Origin of the sequence: Arcanobacterium bovis, assembly GCF_004331995.1 — a bacterium.
Classification (GTDB): domain Bacteria; phylum Actinomycetota; class Actinomycetes; order Actinomycetales; family Actinomycetaceae; genus Arcanobacterium_A; species Arcanobacterium_A bovis.
The window spans coordinates 77,965-92,235 of sequence record NZ_SJDT01000002.1 but is presented as its reverse complement, the minus strand read 5'-3'; the positions used below and the strand labels follow the sequence as shown (position 1 = coordinate 92,235).

The following is a 14,271-nucleotide window of genomic DNA, read 5'->3' as shown; positions in this document are numbered from 1 at the left end:
TACAGAGCGAGTGCCACTTGCGGGCGTTCAAATCAGCGCAAACACCAATTCACGCGAAAAACTTCCTCAATGAATTACGTCACGGTTGCACAAATTGATTTCACAAGCCATATCGCGGTGTTCGATTTGTGCGTCGAGATAGATGCGCTCGTCAATGCTACGATATCCGAGGCTTTCATAAAATGGGACTGCTTGCAACTGCGCCGACAACACACAACGCAGGCGGCCGTCGTCCTCAGAAAACTTCTGCGCCGCGATGCGGTGAGCTGCTTCCATAAGAGCTCTTCCGTATCCATAGCCGCGAGCATTAGCGCGAACTGCTACCCGTCCGATATGTACCTCCCCTGCCCCATCTGGCAAAATCCGCGCAGTGCCCAGATCTGCATCGCCATCACGCAACAGCACGTGCACAGTGTTCGGATCACGATCTAATGCATCAATTTCCTCAGCCAATGGAACTTTTTGCTCCTGGACAAACACCTCTTTGCGAATTGTAAAGCAACGTTGTAGCTCTTCTTCGGCATGAACTTCATGCACCTCAATCATCACATCACGCCCTGACGCATAAGCTCCAAAGCATGGTGTAAGTCAGCAGGATAGGGCGAGCTGAACTCCACGTATTCATTAGTGCGTGGGTGATCAAATCCAAGTGTGACGGCGTGCAACCATTGGCGCTCCAGCCCGAGTTTCGCCGATAGCACCGGATCTGCACCGTACATTTCATCGCCGACGCACGGGTGGCGCGTTGCCGCCATATGCACGCGTATTTGGTGGGTACGTCCCGTTTCCAGGTGTACTTCGAGCAAAGTACCACCAGACATCGCCTCAAGCGTGTCGTAATGGGTTACTGCGAATTTTCCGTCGTCGCGTACTCCCATCTTCCACTGATGCCTGAAATCGCGACCGATGGGCGCTTCAATCGTACCCACTGTCGGTTCGGGGTGTCCTTGTACCAAAGCATGGTAGATCTTCGTTACCGTGCGGTCACGAAATGCACGTTTCAGCAGGGTATAAGCAATCTCTGACTTCGCCACCACCATCGCACCAGTCGTGCCGACATCGAGGCGGTGTACGATTCCCTTGCGCTCAGGCGGACCCGACGTCGTTAAACGCACACCCATCGCCAGCAGAGCGCCAAGTACGTCTGGACCTTCGAAATTCAACGACGCGTGTGCCGCTACCCCAACGGGCTTATCGACCACGATGATATCGTCGTCTTCAAACAAAATATTCATCCCCGGCACCGGCGTGGGCACTGGCTCAAGCGAAGGCGGAGCTGGAATATCGACCTCGATCACCATGCCTTCAGCTATCTTGAATGAACCTTTGCTGGCAGGTATCCCATCAACCCACACTTTTCCGTCAAGAATCAGATCGAGACATTTAGCTCGTGAAATTCCCGTGAAGCGCGAAAGTGCCGCATCGAGACGCTCTCCACTAAATTCGGGGAATACTGGGTAAGTACTTAGGCTCACTACATTTCCTCATATTGCGATGACGCCGGATTCAGTTTCGTTCCGAGGTCGCTTCTACGGTTGGGTTTTCTTCGTTGTCGGCAGCTGCTGGTTCTATGGGCGCTTGTTCAGCAGATAGGTGTCCGTCAGCTGGTTCTACAGGAGCTTGCGTTGGATCAAGTGCTTCAATTGCCACAAAAGCGATCACGCCGATCACCAGCGCGATATCAGCAATATTTCCAATGAACCAATTGTTGTAGTTGATGAAATCCACAACGTGTCCACGACCAAAACCTGGTTCGCGGGTGAGGCGATCAATAAGATTCCCCACCGCACCTGCCCAAATGGCACTCAAGATAATTACTTGGCTACGCCGTGGAAATTTCAGCAGGATGAACGGCATGGCAATTGCCACCAAGGCAGAAAACACCGTAAAGATCCAGGTAGCGCTATTTCCTAGCGAAAACGCCGCACCAGAGTTATACGTGAGCTTCAATGAGAGCCACGATCCCAAAATCTCAACATCATGCCCGTCAGCAAGCTGTTCGACCGCCCAAATCTTCGAGACTTGGTCGATCAAAACGATAACCGCAAATACGAGCAACGGTAGTACCCAAAAACTTATACGTTTCTTCACGCTCTTAGCCTATCAACAAAAAGGAGGGCATCTCACGATGCCCTCCTCCTTTTTAAGTTTCGTCAGATTTGACCAGTCTGACCTTGTCCATTGCTTTCTACATTGCTAAGCAAGGACTCGAGGTAGCTCTTGAGACGTGTGCGGTAATCGCGCTCAAACTCACGCAATTCAGAAATCTTACGTTCGAGTAAGGAACGCTCCTCTTCGAGCTTGGTGAGTGTGCGGTTGTAGTTGTCCTCAGCGTCGGCGATGATGCGGGTGCGCTCAGCTTCTGCCTCGGTGATGATACGCTCAGATTCGGCTTTTCCATTGGCTACATACTCGTCGTGGAGACGCTGAGCCAGCGAGAGAACGCCAGTTGCCGAAGCAGCCTCGTCGGTAACAGGCTGTGCGAATGAAGCTGTGGAATCTGCTTGAGTTGGCTGTGATTCAACCTGTTGTGGCGTTGCTACACCAGCAGCATTTTCAAGCTCGGTAACACGAGCCTGTGCCGACTTCAATTGTGCTTCAAGTTCAGCCTTTTCTTTGGTCAGCTGAGCAATGGTCTCAGCGACTTCGTCTAGGAAAAAATCGACTTCGTCCTGATCGTAGCCGTCCTCAACGCTCTTTGGTGCTTTGAAGCGCATGTTGACGACATCGTTTTCCGTCAGCATTGCCATGTTTGTACCTCGTGTCTAAGTTATGTGTCTAATAGCAAATATTTTATCTCGACAATTTCACGAATGCGAAAAATCGCCCGAAACAATTAATTGCTCTCTTTCAAGTTACAGGTATTTTTTATCACATTCCAACAGTTCGCCGCCATAAAACAGCATATTGATTTAATCCTAAATCACCACATATGGCACAAACAGTTGAATTTGCGCCATTTCTCAGATCAAAAGAACTGCGATCCTCGTGATAAGAAACATAAGAAATTTGATTGAGAAATAGAGAACGATGAACCCAATATCTATCGCAACTGCACCAAATCGCACCGGTTGGATATAACGTCCAATCAGTCGTAGAGGTGGATCTGTGAGTCGATAGATCCAGTTTGCGGCCACAAGCACAGCGCCGCGCGGCTGCCAATCACGTGCAAAAATCTGTGCGAAATCGAAAATCACACGCCCGATTAAAATCAGAATGTAGAGTTCACACGCCCAGTATAGAAAATTGAAGATTGTGATAATCAATGGTCACTATCCTCAATGAGAGAAGTCGTGCTCTGCCTCGGAACCACGCGAATCGATACTGACCGAATGTGGGGTGAGCAGGAAAACGTCGTCGGAAATACGTGAGAATGCACCTTCGAGACCAAAGCACAAACCGAGCGCAAAATCCACAATTCGGGCACGCTCGCTATCTGCAGCTTCGCTGAGATTCAAGATCACAGGCAAACCGTTGCGGAACTCCACAGCGAAATCCTTGATGTCTTTGTATGAGGAAACCCAAACCGTAACAATTCGCGCAATGTCGACGTTCGAAACAGAACGGATAGGCGTTACCTGCGCGTCCTCAGACTCGTAGTATTCTTCGTCTGCGTAGTCAACGAAATCGCCTTCTTCGTAGGCGAATTCATCATCACCCACGGCGGCTTTTTGGTTGATCCGATCTAGAAAACCCATGTTCTCTCCTTTATAAAGCATGCTGATATAAAACTATTAAAGATGGTTATGAAAAGGAAGACCTCGACGGGCGTGTCTGAAAACTGCCCCGATGAATCTCGCGCTAATGAAGAAATTGCGGCCTTTGATAGGCAATCACCAAAGGCCGCAAGGTTGAAGTCGCGTTAGTTGATCGAGATCCTACTCTTCGCCAAAGAGGAAAGGTGGGATGTCAAGATCAGGACGACGGCGAGTCGATTCGTCGTCGAGGATTGGCGGCACGTCAAGTGACGTCGGTGCCGGAGCTTGCGTTGCAAGTGGCGGAAGCTCCGCATCCTGGTTCGCGTGCGGAGCTGCAGGAGAAGCAATATTGCCGCTAACAGCTGGACGCTGTGCCACGCGCTCGTTGGAGGTTGGGATTTCGCGGTGCTTTGCTCCCTGCTCTGCTGCAACAGGCGCTGCAGGAATTGCAGGCTGCGCAAGATTTGCTTCAACAGGTGCAAGGTAATCCTCAGTTTCGTCGAAGCCAGCAGCAATAACAGTTACGCGCAGTTCGTCACCGAGCGACTCATCAATCATCAGACCGATAATAATATTTGCATTTGGATCAACAGCTTCCTTAACCAGGTTCGAAGCCTCCGAGTATTCGGTCAAGCCCAAATCGGTGGAAGCAGTAAATGCCAAGAGCACACCATGCGCGCCATCGATACGAGCTTCGAGAAGTGGCGAAGAGATAGCATTTTCTGTTGCTCGCAACGCACGATCTGCACCAGAAGCACTACCAATACCCATCAGAGCAGTACCGGCGTCCTTCATAATAGCTTTCACATCAGCAAAGTCGAGGTTGATCTCGCCTGCCTTGGTGATGAGATCGGAAATACCTTTGACTCCCGAGTTGAGCACTTCATCAGCCATGCGGAAGGCCTCGATAATCCCCACATTCTTTTCAGAGATTTCGAGAAGGCGATCATTAGGAATCACGATGAGTGTATCTACAGCTTCGCGGAGCGCTGCAATACCAGCATTAGCATTGCGAGTGCGCTGTTGCCCCTCGAAACCAAATGGACGCGTAACTACACCAACGGTGAGAGCTCCAAGTTCACGAGCAACTGAAGCGACGATCGGAGCTGCTCCTGTTCCAGTACCGCCGCCTTCACCGGCGGTAACGAAGACCATGTCTGCACCTTCGAGAGCATTGCGAACCGTCTCGATATTCTCTTCAGCTGCACGCTTTCCTACAGTAGGATCAGCGCCAGCGCCGAGTCCTTGGGAAACATTCATGCCGATATCGAGCTTGGTTTCTGCTTCTGATTTTGCCAAGGACTGCGCGTCCGTATTAACAGCGATAAAATCGACGCCCGCTAGTCCGTCTTGAATCATTCGGTCAATAGCGTTTACGCCACCGCCACCAACACCAACAACCTTGATGTCGGCTGCATTATTCATTGATAACATTGCCTATTCCTTCCGAAACCTCAAGTATTACTTGAAGTTTTACGACTTCAACCTCGCGGAAAAAATAATGTCAATGAATCAATTAAGCAACGACATAACAGGCGTGTTGCGCAATTGCCCTCACGGTTTCACAAATCCCCTATTTTGCCACCGCAGCACTCGGCACAGAAACGTCAATCTTCGACTTTGGCTCAGCCAAAATCGAACGCAAAACGCGAGCTTTCGCATCGCCGTCTTTCGAAATTCCCCAGAACACTTCACGCCCGTCCTTGAACGTAAAAGCTAATTGGTATCCAGAAGAAACTTTTAGTTTTGCAACCTGCGCAGTCAAATCAGTATTGAGATATCCGAACAGCTGATTGATGTCTTTCAAAGCACGTTTGGCGTCAATTCCATCTGGAATTGTTTCCAATACCGGCAGGTGTTGGGTCATCTCCGCAGGGAGTTTCAATTCGTCCCCTTTGGCTGAGAATGGAGCGCAAACATTATTTTTATAGATGCACACTACGGGATATTGCGGCTTTATCTCCACCGAGAGCCCAGAAAAAGGTGAAGCACTTACAGTTGCCGATGCGACTTCAGGGATAGCCTCAAGATCACTTTCCAGAGCGCTTCGATCTATACGTAATAATTGGTCGCCTTCGTATTGCTTGAGCACCGCATTAACCTGTGCTTCACTCGTTGCATTACTCGGTCCGTCATAGCTCACCGTGGTATTCGATTCACTAATACGCAATAGTGGAGAAAACAGCAATAGCCAGGTCATGAACGCAAAGACCCCCGCAAGTGCGAGCACACCAGCGAGCCTTTTTATACGCGCCTTACGCACTTCGTGGCGCTGCTCAGTGAGACGATCAGTTAACGACAGCACCGAAGCGTTTTTCTTTTTAGTTTTCGTACCCTCTGAGTTACCTGCTTTTTCAGCTACTGGCTTGGTGGGCATAGCGGCAGCTAGCTTCCTTCGCCATTCTTGGTACTCCGAATGTTGTTCGAGTTCGGCTTCCCTATCGTCACCGTTTGACCTATTGGCAAAACGCCCTTTCACCCGCGAGAGTTTGGCTGCCAAGCCGCCTTGACGAGAACCGGCATTGCTACTTGGCGAGCTATCGTCACCGCTTGTCCACTGATCGTCGTCAATAAAATCTTGGTGCTCATACGCAGCAATGGGAGCGGTTTCAGCGGCAGGAGCACTATGCGCATAGGCAGCAGTTTCAACAAAATCAGCTGTTGTTGGCTTCCCCTGTGAGTCTTCTAATTCTCGATTCGAGAATTTTTCTGGCTTTATTTGCGCGTTATCAGCCGGCGTAATACTACGCGGTTTACGAGGCTGGCGAGGTGCTCTCATGAATTCTTCTCCAGTTCCTCCACGATCACATCGGCCAATTCTGTAACGTCACCTGCGCCAACGGTCAGAATGACGTCGCTAGGTTGAGCATAGCGTGCGATCTCGCGCGCGGCTTGCCAACGGTCGGCGACATAGCGCGATTGTGGCATAAATGCCGTGATTGCATCACCCTCAACACCGTCGGACGGCACCTCGCGCGCTGCGTATACACTGGTGACGACGACGTCGTCGGCAAGCGATAGCGCCTGGGCGAAACGCTGCGCGAAATTCTTCGTACGCGAATACAAATGCGGCTGAAAAAGCACACGCACGTTGCCAGTGAACAACGAACGCGCGGTCCGCAAGGTCACTTCAACCTCGGTTGGGTGGTGCGCATAGTCGTCAATAACGACGACGCCGCCACACTCACCGCGCCGTTCGAAACGTCTACCAGTTCCTTGGAAAGCCTGCAGCGCTCGTGCCATGTCGGTGCCAGAAATACCCAGCTCAATTCCAACCAGCCAAGCACCCACCGCATTGAGCATCATGTGATCGCCGGGCACCGACATATCGACATCGTAGCTAACGCCACCAAAAATAATCTTGGCGCTAGATGTTGCCGTCGAATCGCTCTTATCCTCGCAAAGCTTAGCATGTTGCTCGCCAATATTGCACTCAGTTCGACCGTAAGTCCATACGCGCACTCCCGCCTGCACAGCTGACTGCGCTAGTTTGCGCGATCCGTCATTATCGGTACAGCAAATCAGCAATCCACCTGGCACGATACGAGCTGCGAAATCAACAAATGCCTGCTCGAATTTTTCCAGTGAACCATAGTGATCAAGGTGATCGGCCTCAACATTGAGCACGAGAGCGATGCGTGGTTCATAGTTCAAGAACGATTGATCCGATTCATCAGCCTCAGCAACGATAATATTGCCGCTGCCCAAATAACCACCGGATGCACCACCGGCCAAGGAACCGCCTATGGCACGGGAAGGATCAAGTCCCAGCTCCCCCAAGGCGACTGCCAGCATTCCAGTGGTAGATGTTTTCCCGTGGGCACCAGCAACCGCAATAAACTCCTTGTTTTGCGCGGCCAGCGCCAGTGCTTGCGAACGATGCATAATGTGCTGCCCTCGTTCGCGCGCGATAGTCAATTCGGGATTTTCAGGCTTGATAGCAGAAGAGGTCACCACGATAGCATCGGCATCAACATTTTTCGCTGCGTGTCCCACGGCGACGACGGCGCCCGCTTGCCGTAACCGTTGCACGTTTTGCGAGTCCTCACGGTCTGATCCATGCACTTCATGGCCTTGTGCCATAAGCAAATCTGCAACCACAGACATGCCGGCACCGCCGATTCCAATAAGATGAAATTTCACGAGGCAATCTCCAGTGTTTTCTGCGCCAATACGTGTGCACCATCAAGCGCAGACGCTGCGCGGGCGTTTTTCGCCATCTCGTTCAAGCGGTCTTCTTTGAACAATGGCAACACGTTCGTACACAACCACTGCGGGGTGAAATCACTATCCGGCACCATCAGCGCACCACCGGCATTAACAACATCTGTGGCATTGAGTGCCTGTTCACCGTTTCCGATCGGCAGAGGCACAAAAATCGCCGGAATCCCCAAACCAGACACTTCGGCAACCATTCCAGCGCCAGCGCGAGTGATCACCAAATCAGCAAGGGCGTAAGCCTTTTCCATTCCGAGCAAGTAATCAATCACTTGGTAGCCGCGACTACGCAATTCCTGCGTACGTTCGCGCACGTCGTCGTCTTTTCCTTTGCCAGTGATATGGAGAACTTGGATACCGGCGTCGATAATGTCGTGAGCGCACTGGGTAATAACATCGTTGAGGTGCACAGCGCCCAAAGAACCACCAGTTACTACAATCACCGGCTTATTTGCATCGAAACCGTAAGAAGCGAGCATCTGAGATCGCAAATCTTGGCGCAATTTTTCATCGTTCGCCAGATTTGAAATGCTTGCGCGCATAGGCAATCCTATCGTTTGCGTGTAGCCCTTGCGCGCTTTCAAATCAGTGGAGGCAAAAGTGAGCGCAACAAGAGAAGCAAAACGCGCACCGAGCTTATTGGCCATACCGGGACGGGCATTGCCTTCATGCACAATCACTGGAATACTGAGCGCTTTCGCCGCCAGATACACTGGCGTAGAAACATAACCTCCAAAACCAACAACAACATTGGCATTCGCTTGGCGAAGAATCTGCTTAGCTACCTCGATAGATTTTCTAAAACGCGGCAAGAAAGTGATCGCATTTTTATTGAGACGACGTGGAAACGGCACCCGATCAATGGTGGCGAGCCGATATCCAGCGGCCGGAACAAGTTCTGCTTCGAGTCCTTGATCGGTCCCAACTACTGTGATTTCTACCTGTGGATTGATTTCTTTGAGCGCATCGGCTGTTGAGAGCAAAGGATTGACGTGTCCAGCAGTTCCTCCACCGGCCAGTACCACCGATATTTGACGATCACGCATCTTTCCTCCTCAACACAGCGCGCGCACGATGCACCAATACAGGGCGTACCCGCAAACTCTCTTTTACGCCAGGCACACCCAACGCGCACGAAATTACTACACCAATCATAAACAAAGTCGCCATCAATGCCGAGCCACCCTGTGACAAGAACGGCAAAGGAACGCCGAATACCGGCAGCAAGCCAGTAACCACACACATATTAAGAAGTGCCTGACCACAGATCCACAAACCGGCTCCTGCGCATACAAGTTGTCCGTATCTAAATGGATGGTTGACGATCAATCGCAAAAATGCCCAAGCCAGCATCAAGAAAAGCACCACAATAATGATAGATCCGAACAAGCCGAGCTCTTCACCAATAACAGCGAAAATGAAGTCGGTATGTGCTTCTTTCAGATCACGCCATTTTTCTTTGCCAGCGCCAATTCCTAAACCAGACCAGCCCCCAGTGCCAAAAGCGAACTGCGCAAACTCAACCTGAGTTGGGTTAGAAATATCGGGCATAGAAAACAAATTATTAAAGTAATCCGAAACTCGGCTGAGGCGCGAAGGCTGTATCGCAATCAATCCCGCTGCGCCAATGACACCAGCTCCGAACACCATGCCAAGATATTTCACCGGCAAACCGCCCAGCCACAGTATGCCTAATCCGATCAGTACGTAAATAATTGATGTGCCCATATCGCCTGGCAAAAGCACCAAACCAGTAGCAATGCCGATTCCTCCGGCGGGCCACGCCAGCGCGTGTAAGTCTTCCATCTGTGGAACACGCAGGCGACCAACCATATGAGCCAGCCACACAATCACTGCCAGCTTCAAAAATTCCGATGGCTGCAACTGGAATCCACCAATTCGCAGCCAGTTGGTGTTACCAGCCACTTCTTTTCCGAAAAAAATCACCGCAAGCTGCAATACGCACGCACCAGCAAATATCACATGGCACAAGCGCTCAATGAACCGATACGGAAGGAATGCAAGCAAAACAGCTCCCCCAACGCCAGCTACAGCCCAAATTACCTGCTTGATAGCTACCGAAAAGAGCACAATATCGTTGCCATAACGATCAATTGCCCGAATCGACGATGCCGATGTTGCTGAAAACACCATGAGAATGCCAATCACGAGCAAAATTAGCGACGTTACAATCACAGTTATCACAGATTTCTGCACTGCATCGCGCCGCTTTCGCTCATTCTCGGTCAATTCGCGGTGCTCGTCCACCTGCGGATCAATCGGTTCAGCAATCAGTTTCAAAGTCGGAACCGCAGCGGCATCAGACCTGAGCGTATTCACTGTTGAACACCGTCCTTAGATTCAGCAACACGAGTATGCACCGCCGCCGCAAAGGCATCACCTCGCTGCGCATACGATGCGAACTGATCCATCGAGGCACACGCCGGCGCAAGTACAACACTGCTAATGTTTTCGCAAATATGCCGTTGTGCTGCTTCCACTGCTGTGTCCATCGGGCTCTCTGCATTCACATCAACGTAATAAACAGGCACGGTAAGCGCTTTCAAAGCCTCGCGCCACGGTTCCTGATCACGGCCAATAACAATCACCGCGCCGAGCACATGCTCAACATCTCGCACTAATTGTTCGAAGCGTGCGCCCTTCGCCAAGCCACCGACGATCCACACTACCGATTTTTCTGCGCGCCCCAGCAATGAGGCTCTAGCAGCATGCGCATTCGTCGCTTTGGAATCATCTATCCATTCGACGCCGTCGACGCACGCCACAGTCTCGATTCGGTGAGCACCCTGCCGAAAAGCCGCAAGACCTGCTCGTACCTGCGCAGGCTCAATACCAATGGACCTAGCAAGAGCTGCAGCAGCCAAAGCGTCTTTCACAAGATGCGCAGGAATAATACCCTGATCACCTAAGGCTTTCACATCAGCAAGCTCAAAAAGTTCGCTAGCTTCACGGCGGTATTTATCACCAAACGCCCGATCAATTGCTATATCTTCCACCATGCCAAGCTGACCCAAAGCAGGAATTCCCAGCGATATGCCAATAGCGCGCGCTCCTTCACACACATCGGCCTCATCAACCATACTTTGTACGTCTGTATCGCCTACAGGATAGACACAGGCGATCTGTGTGCGCTCATAAATGGAAGCTTTCGCCTGCCAATAGGCTTGCCGACTCCCATGCCACTCGAGGTGATCGTCGTCGATATTCAAACACAGCGCTGCCGTCGGCTCCATCGAATGAGTTGCTGCCAGCTGAAACGACGAAAGTTCAACCGCAAATGCCCGCGGGGCGGCGTCGTCAGTACGACTTACCTCTTGCACAGCTGGCGTGCCGATATTGCCCACCGCAACGCCAGCGTATGGAGAGCTCTGCAAAATCGAGGCGAGCATGGAAACCGTCGTCGTTTTCCCGTTGGTACCCGTCACGCACAACCACGGCGCGAATACGCCGTCGTCATCACAGGCACGCAAACGCCACGCCAGTTCGATTTCAGACCACACCGGAATCTTGTGCTTACGAAGCGTTGCCCACTCGAAACCAGTTTCTGGGAAGCCAGGCGAAATAACGACGACGTCGGGCTGCCACGTTACGAGCGAATGCAACAATCGTTCTGGATCGGTATCGCTATATGCATAGGAAACTCGGCTGTCGTCTCGGTATGCTTCAACTGCCTGAGTTTGAGAATCCCAAACCCCAACAATTGCTTCGGTTTTGGACACAAGAACGTCAACGCAAGCGCGACCAGATATACCTAATCCAAGTATCGCAATTCTCCGAGCGATGAAGTCCTTGAGAGTAGGGATCGAATAATTCATTGCTGGGATAACCATTCCGCATAAAATAGACCGATGCCCACGGCTGCGAGCAGGAATTGGATGAGCCAGAAGCGCACGACGATTGTTACTTCCTTCCAACCTTTCAGCTCAAAATGGTGATGAAGCGGTGCCATTCTAAATACGCGTTTACCAGTGGCTTTGAAGAAACCAATCTGGATAATGTCCGAAATAATAATGATGAGGAAGAGACCGCCCAAGAAGAGTGCCAAAAATTCGGTCTGAGTGAGAATGGAAATTCCCGCGAATGCTCCACCAAGTGCAAGTGAACCGGTGTCTCCCATGAAGATCCGTGCTGGTGAGGTATTGTGCCACAAGAAGCCCAAGCAGGCTCCCACAATTGCAGCTGCAATCATCGCTAGATCGCGTGGATCACGAACGTCGTAGCAACCTTGTTCAGGATTCACCACCGACAAGCACGGTTGATACGACTGCCACAGCGTAACTACTACGTAAGCACCAAATCCCACGGCAGATGCACCTGCGGCCAAGCCGTCCAGACCGTCGGTGAGATTCACTGCGTTAGACCATGCCGTAATCAGAAAATTCGCCCAAAGCACGAACAGAATCGTTCCAAGCACGATGCCACCAAAGGCTAAATCCAGTTTGGTGTCCCGAACTATCGAAATATGGGTTGAACCTGGCGTCCTGTTGAGATCATTACGAAATTGCAGCGCAAGAACAGAAAAAATAATACCTACAGCGCCTTGTCCAATGATCTTCGCCATCGGCGTCAAACCCAAGGATCGCTCTTTGCGTACCTTGATGAAATCGTCCATAAAGCCGATGAAGCCGAGCCCTACCATGAGAAAGACGAGCAGCACTCCAGAGACATTGGGAACACGTGAGGTGACTAAGTTACTGATCAAATATCCCAGCACCGTAGCCAGAATAATGATCAAGCCACCCATCGTAGGAGTACCACGTTTGGTCAGGTGCGTCGTGGGGCCATCTTCACGAATGAACTGACCATAGGAACGCTTCTCAAGCACTTTGATAAGAAAAGGAGTGCAAAACAGGGAAATAGCAAGCGCTACCGCACCCGCGACCAAAATCGAAAGCATTTACTCCCCTTCTTCTTTTACGAGTTCATCGGCAATCTTCCAAATCCCCGAACCATTCGAGCCCTTCAACAAGACTACGTCACCATAGCCCATTTCTGAGCGAAGAAACTCTTGTGCAGATTCAACAGTACTGAATTGGTGTACATTGACTCCACCTGACCGTGCCGATTGAGCGAGTTGTTCAGTGCCCTCGCCAACGCAAATCGCTACGTCAATTCCCAAATCCGCAAGGTATATACCGATTTGTTGATGCTCAACGTCAGATTCCCCACCTAATTCGAGCATCGTTCCGAGCACGGCAATCTTTCGTTTTTCTTCACCTAAATCTGCTAATGCGCGCAACCCCGCCCGCATCGAATCTGGATTGGCATTGTACGAATCGTCGATAACCGTGGCACCTGCCACTGTACGCACATCCATGCGATGCGGGCTCGCGGCTCGTGAACGCTCCAATACTTCGGCGATATGGTTGATGGGAATATCGAGTACGTCAGCAACTGCGCTGGCAGCGAGCGCGTTATAAATATGGTGCATACCAGCAAGGGCAAGCCGCACCCGCCGCTCTTCGCTACCAATGTGCAACGTGAATTGCGCATGCCCTGAACTATTGACGATATCCGATGCACTCACGTGATGTAGCTCAGCTGCCGACTCATGCGCCGTAAATAAGGTAACCGGAACGGCACTTAACCCTTGCATCGCTGCTACGCGAACGTCGTCGGCATTCAATACCACGTGCCCATTTTCTTGCGTACCTTGCACCAATTCGGACTTAGCTCGCGCAACATTCTCGATACCGCCGAACTCCCCCAGATGCGCACGAGCAACAGCCAGCACAACCGACACATCAGGTGGAGCAATAGAGGTCAAGTACTCAATATTCCCCACATGATCAGCCCCCATTTCCAATACGAGCGTTGCCGTTTGGGCGTCTGCCCGGAGCACGGTAAGCGGCACTCCAATTTCGTTATTGAAAGAATTAGGCGGGGCCACAATGGCACCCCGATAAGCCAATATTTGCGCCAGCAGATCCTTGGTGGTGGTCTTGCCCACTGAACCAGTGATTCCAACAACTTTCAGAGCATTATTGCCGGTGTTTCGCAATTCTCGCAAAGATTCGCGTGCGAGCATTCCCAGTGCGCAGACGACGTCATCCACACAAATCAAGCGCTCAGGAGCAACTGCCGCCGCAAGAGCTTGGTGTGGATCGTCCGTAAGAATCGCCACCGCTCCGCGTGCAAGCGCGTCTGCGCCATAGTCATTTCCATTCGAACGCTCACCTTTGATGGCAACAAATAGTTCTCCGCCCGACACCGCGCGGTTATCGGTCACGACCGCTGAAATCGCGGTTTGGGCAATCTGCGGATCGAGCTCATCTACGAGCAACTTACCGGCACAGGCGTGTACAACCTTTGCAAACGTAGCATCAAACATGTG

General features: G+C 51.3%; 14 protein-coding genes. All 14 read right to left on the bottom strand.

Annotation, left to right across the window (positions count from 1 at the left end):
- Positions 1–66: 66 nt before the first annotated feature.
- On the bottom strand, positions 67–546 hold the full coding sequence (locus EZJ44_RS02355; protein ID WP_131279752.1) for a GNAT family N-acetyltransferase: 480 nt from the start codon (positions 544–546) through the stop codon (positions 67–69).
- Entirely contained in the window at positions 546–1,475 is a 930-nt protein-coding gene (locus tag EZJ44_RS02350) for an RluA family pseudouridine synthase (RefSeq protein WP_131279750.1), read from the bottom strand. The genes EZJ44_RS02355 and EZJ44_RS02350 overlap by 1 nt, the downstream gene beginning before the upstream one ends.
- Before the next feature lie 31 nt (positions 1,476–1,506).
- Positions 1,507–2,091: a signal peptidase II gene (lspA, locus tag EZJ44_RS02345; protein WP_131279748.1), complete on the bottom strand. Its 585-nt coding sequence runs from the start codon at positions 2,089–2,091 to the stop codon at positions 1,507–1,509.
- 62 nt (positions 2,092–2,153) lie between these two features.
- The gene (locus EZJ44_RS02340) at positions 2,154–2,750 is read right to left on the bottom strand and encodes a DivIVA domain-containing protein (protein WP_131279746.1); all 597 of its coding nucleotides are present in this window, start codon (positions 2,748–2,750) and stop codon (positions 2,154–2,156) included.
- Positions 2,751–2,963: 213 nt separating this feature from the next.
- Entirely contained in the window at positions 2,964–3,266 is a 303-nt protein-coding gene (locus EZJ44_RS02335) for a YggT family protein (RefSeq protein WP_165496082.1), read from the bottom strand.
- Positions 3,267–3,278: 12 nt separating this feature from the next.
- Positions 3,279–3,698 carry a cell division protein SepF gene (locus tag EZJ44_RS02330; protein WP_131279744.1) on the bottom strand — a complete coding sequence of 140 codons (420 nt, stop codon included), beginning with the start codon at positions 3,696–3,698 and terminating at the stop codon, positions 3,279–3,281.
- Between the two features lie 180 nt (positions 3,699–3,878).
- Positions 3,879–5,132 carry a cell division protein FtsZ gene (ftsZ, locus tag EZJ44_RS02325; protein WP_131279742.1) on the bottom strand — a complete coding sequence of 418 codons (1,254 nt, stop codon included), beginning with the start codon at positions 5,130–5,132 and terminating at the stop codon, positions 3,879–3,881.
- Between the two features lie 139 nt (positions 5,133–5,271).
- Entirely contained in the window at positions 5,272–6,477 is a 1,206-nt protein-coding gene (locus EZJ44_RS02320) for a cell division protein FtsQ/DivIB (RefSeq protein WP_131279740.1), read from the bottom strand.
- Positions 6,474–7,841, bottom strand: a complete 1,368-nt coding sequence (gene murC / locus EZJ44_RS02315) for a UDP-N-acetylmuramate--L-alanine ligase (protein WP_131279738.1) — start codon at positions 7,839–7,841, stop codon at positions 6,474–6,476. Before murC ends, EZJ44_RS02320 begins: the two co-directional genes overlap by 4 nt.
- On the bottom strand, positions 7,838–8,962 hold the full coding sequence (gene murG / locus EZJ44_RS02310) for an undecaprenyldiphospho-muramoylpentapeptide beta-N-acetylglucosaminyltransferase (RefSeq protein ID WP_131279736.1): 1,125 nt from the start codon (positions 8,960–8,962) through the stop codon (positions 7,838–7,840). The genes murC and murG overlap by 4 nt, the downstream gene beginning before the upstream one ends.
- Positions 8,955–10,256, bottom strand: coding sequence for an FtsW/RodA/SpoVE family cell cycle protein (locus tag EZJ44_RS02305; protein ID WP_131279734.1), 1,302 nt, complete (start codon positions 10,254–10,256; stop codon positions 8,955–8,957). The genes murG and EZJ44_RS02305 overlap by 8 nt, the downstream gene beginning before the upstream one ends.
- On the bottom strand, positions 10,253–11,767 hold the full coding sequence (murD, locus tag EZJ44_RS02300; RefSeq protein WP_241658557.1) for a UDP-N-acetylmuramoyl-L-alanine--D-glutamate ligase: 1,515 nt from the start codon (positions 11,765–11,767) through the stop codon (positions 10,253–10,255). Before murD ends, EZJ44_RS02305 begins: the two co-directional genes overlap by 4 nt.
- On the bottom strand, positions 11,749–12,834 hold the full coding sequence (mraY, locus tag EZJ44_RS02295; protein ID WP_131279730.1) for a phospho-N-acetylmuramoyl-pentapeptide-transferase: 1,086 nt from the start codon (positions 12,832–12,834) through the stop codon (positions 11,749–11,751). Before mraY ends, murD begins: the two co-directional genes overlap by 19 nt.
- Entirely contained in the window at positions 12,835–14,268 is a 1,434-nt protein-coding gene (locus tag EZJ44_RS02290) for a UDP-N-acetylmuramoyl-tripeptide--D-alanyl-D-alanine ligase (protein ID WP_131279728.1), read from the bottom strand.
- Positions 14,269–14,271 lie beyond the last annotated feature (3 nt).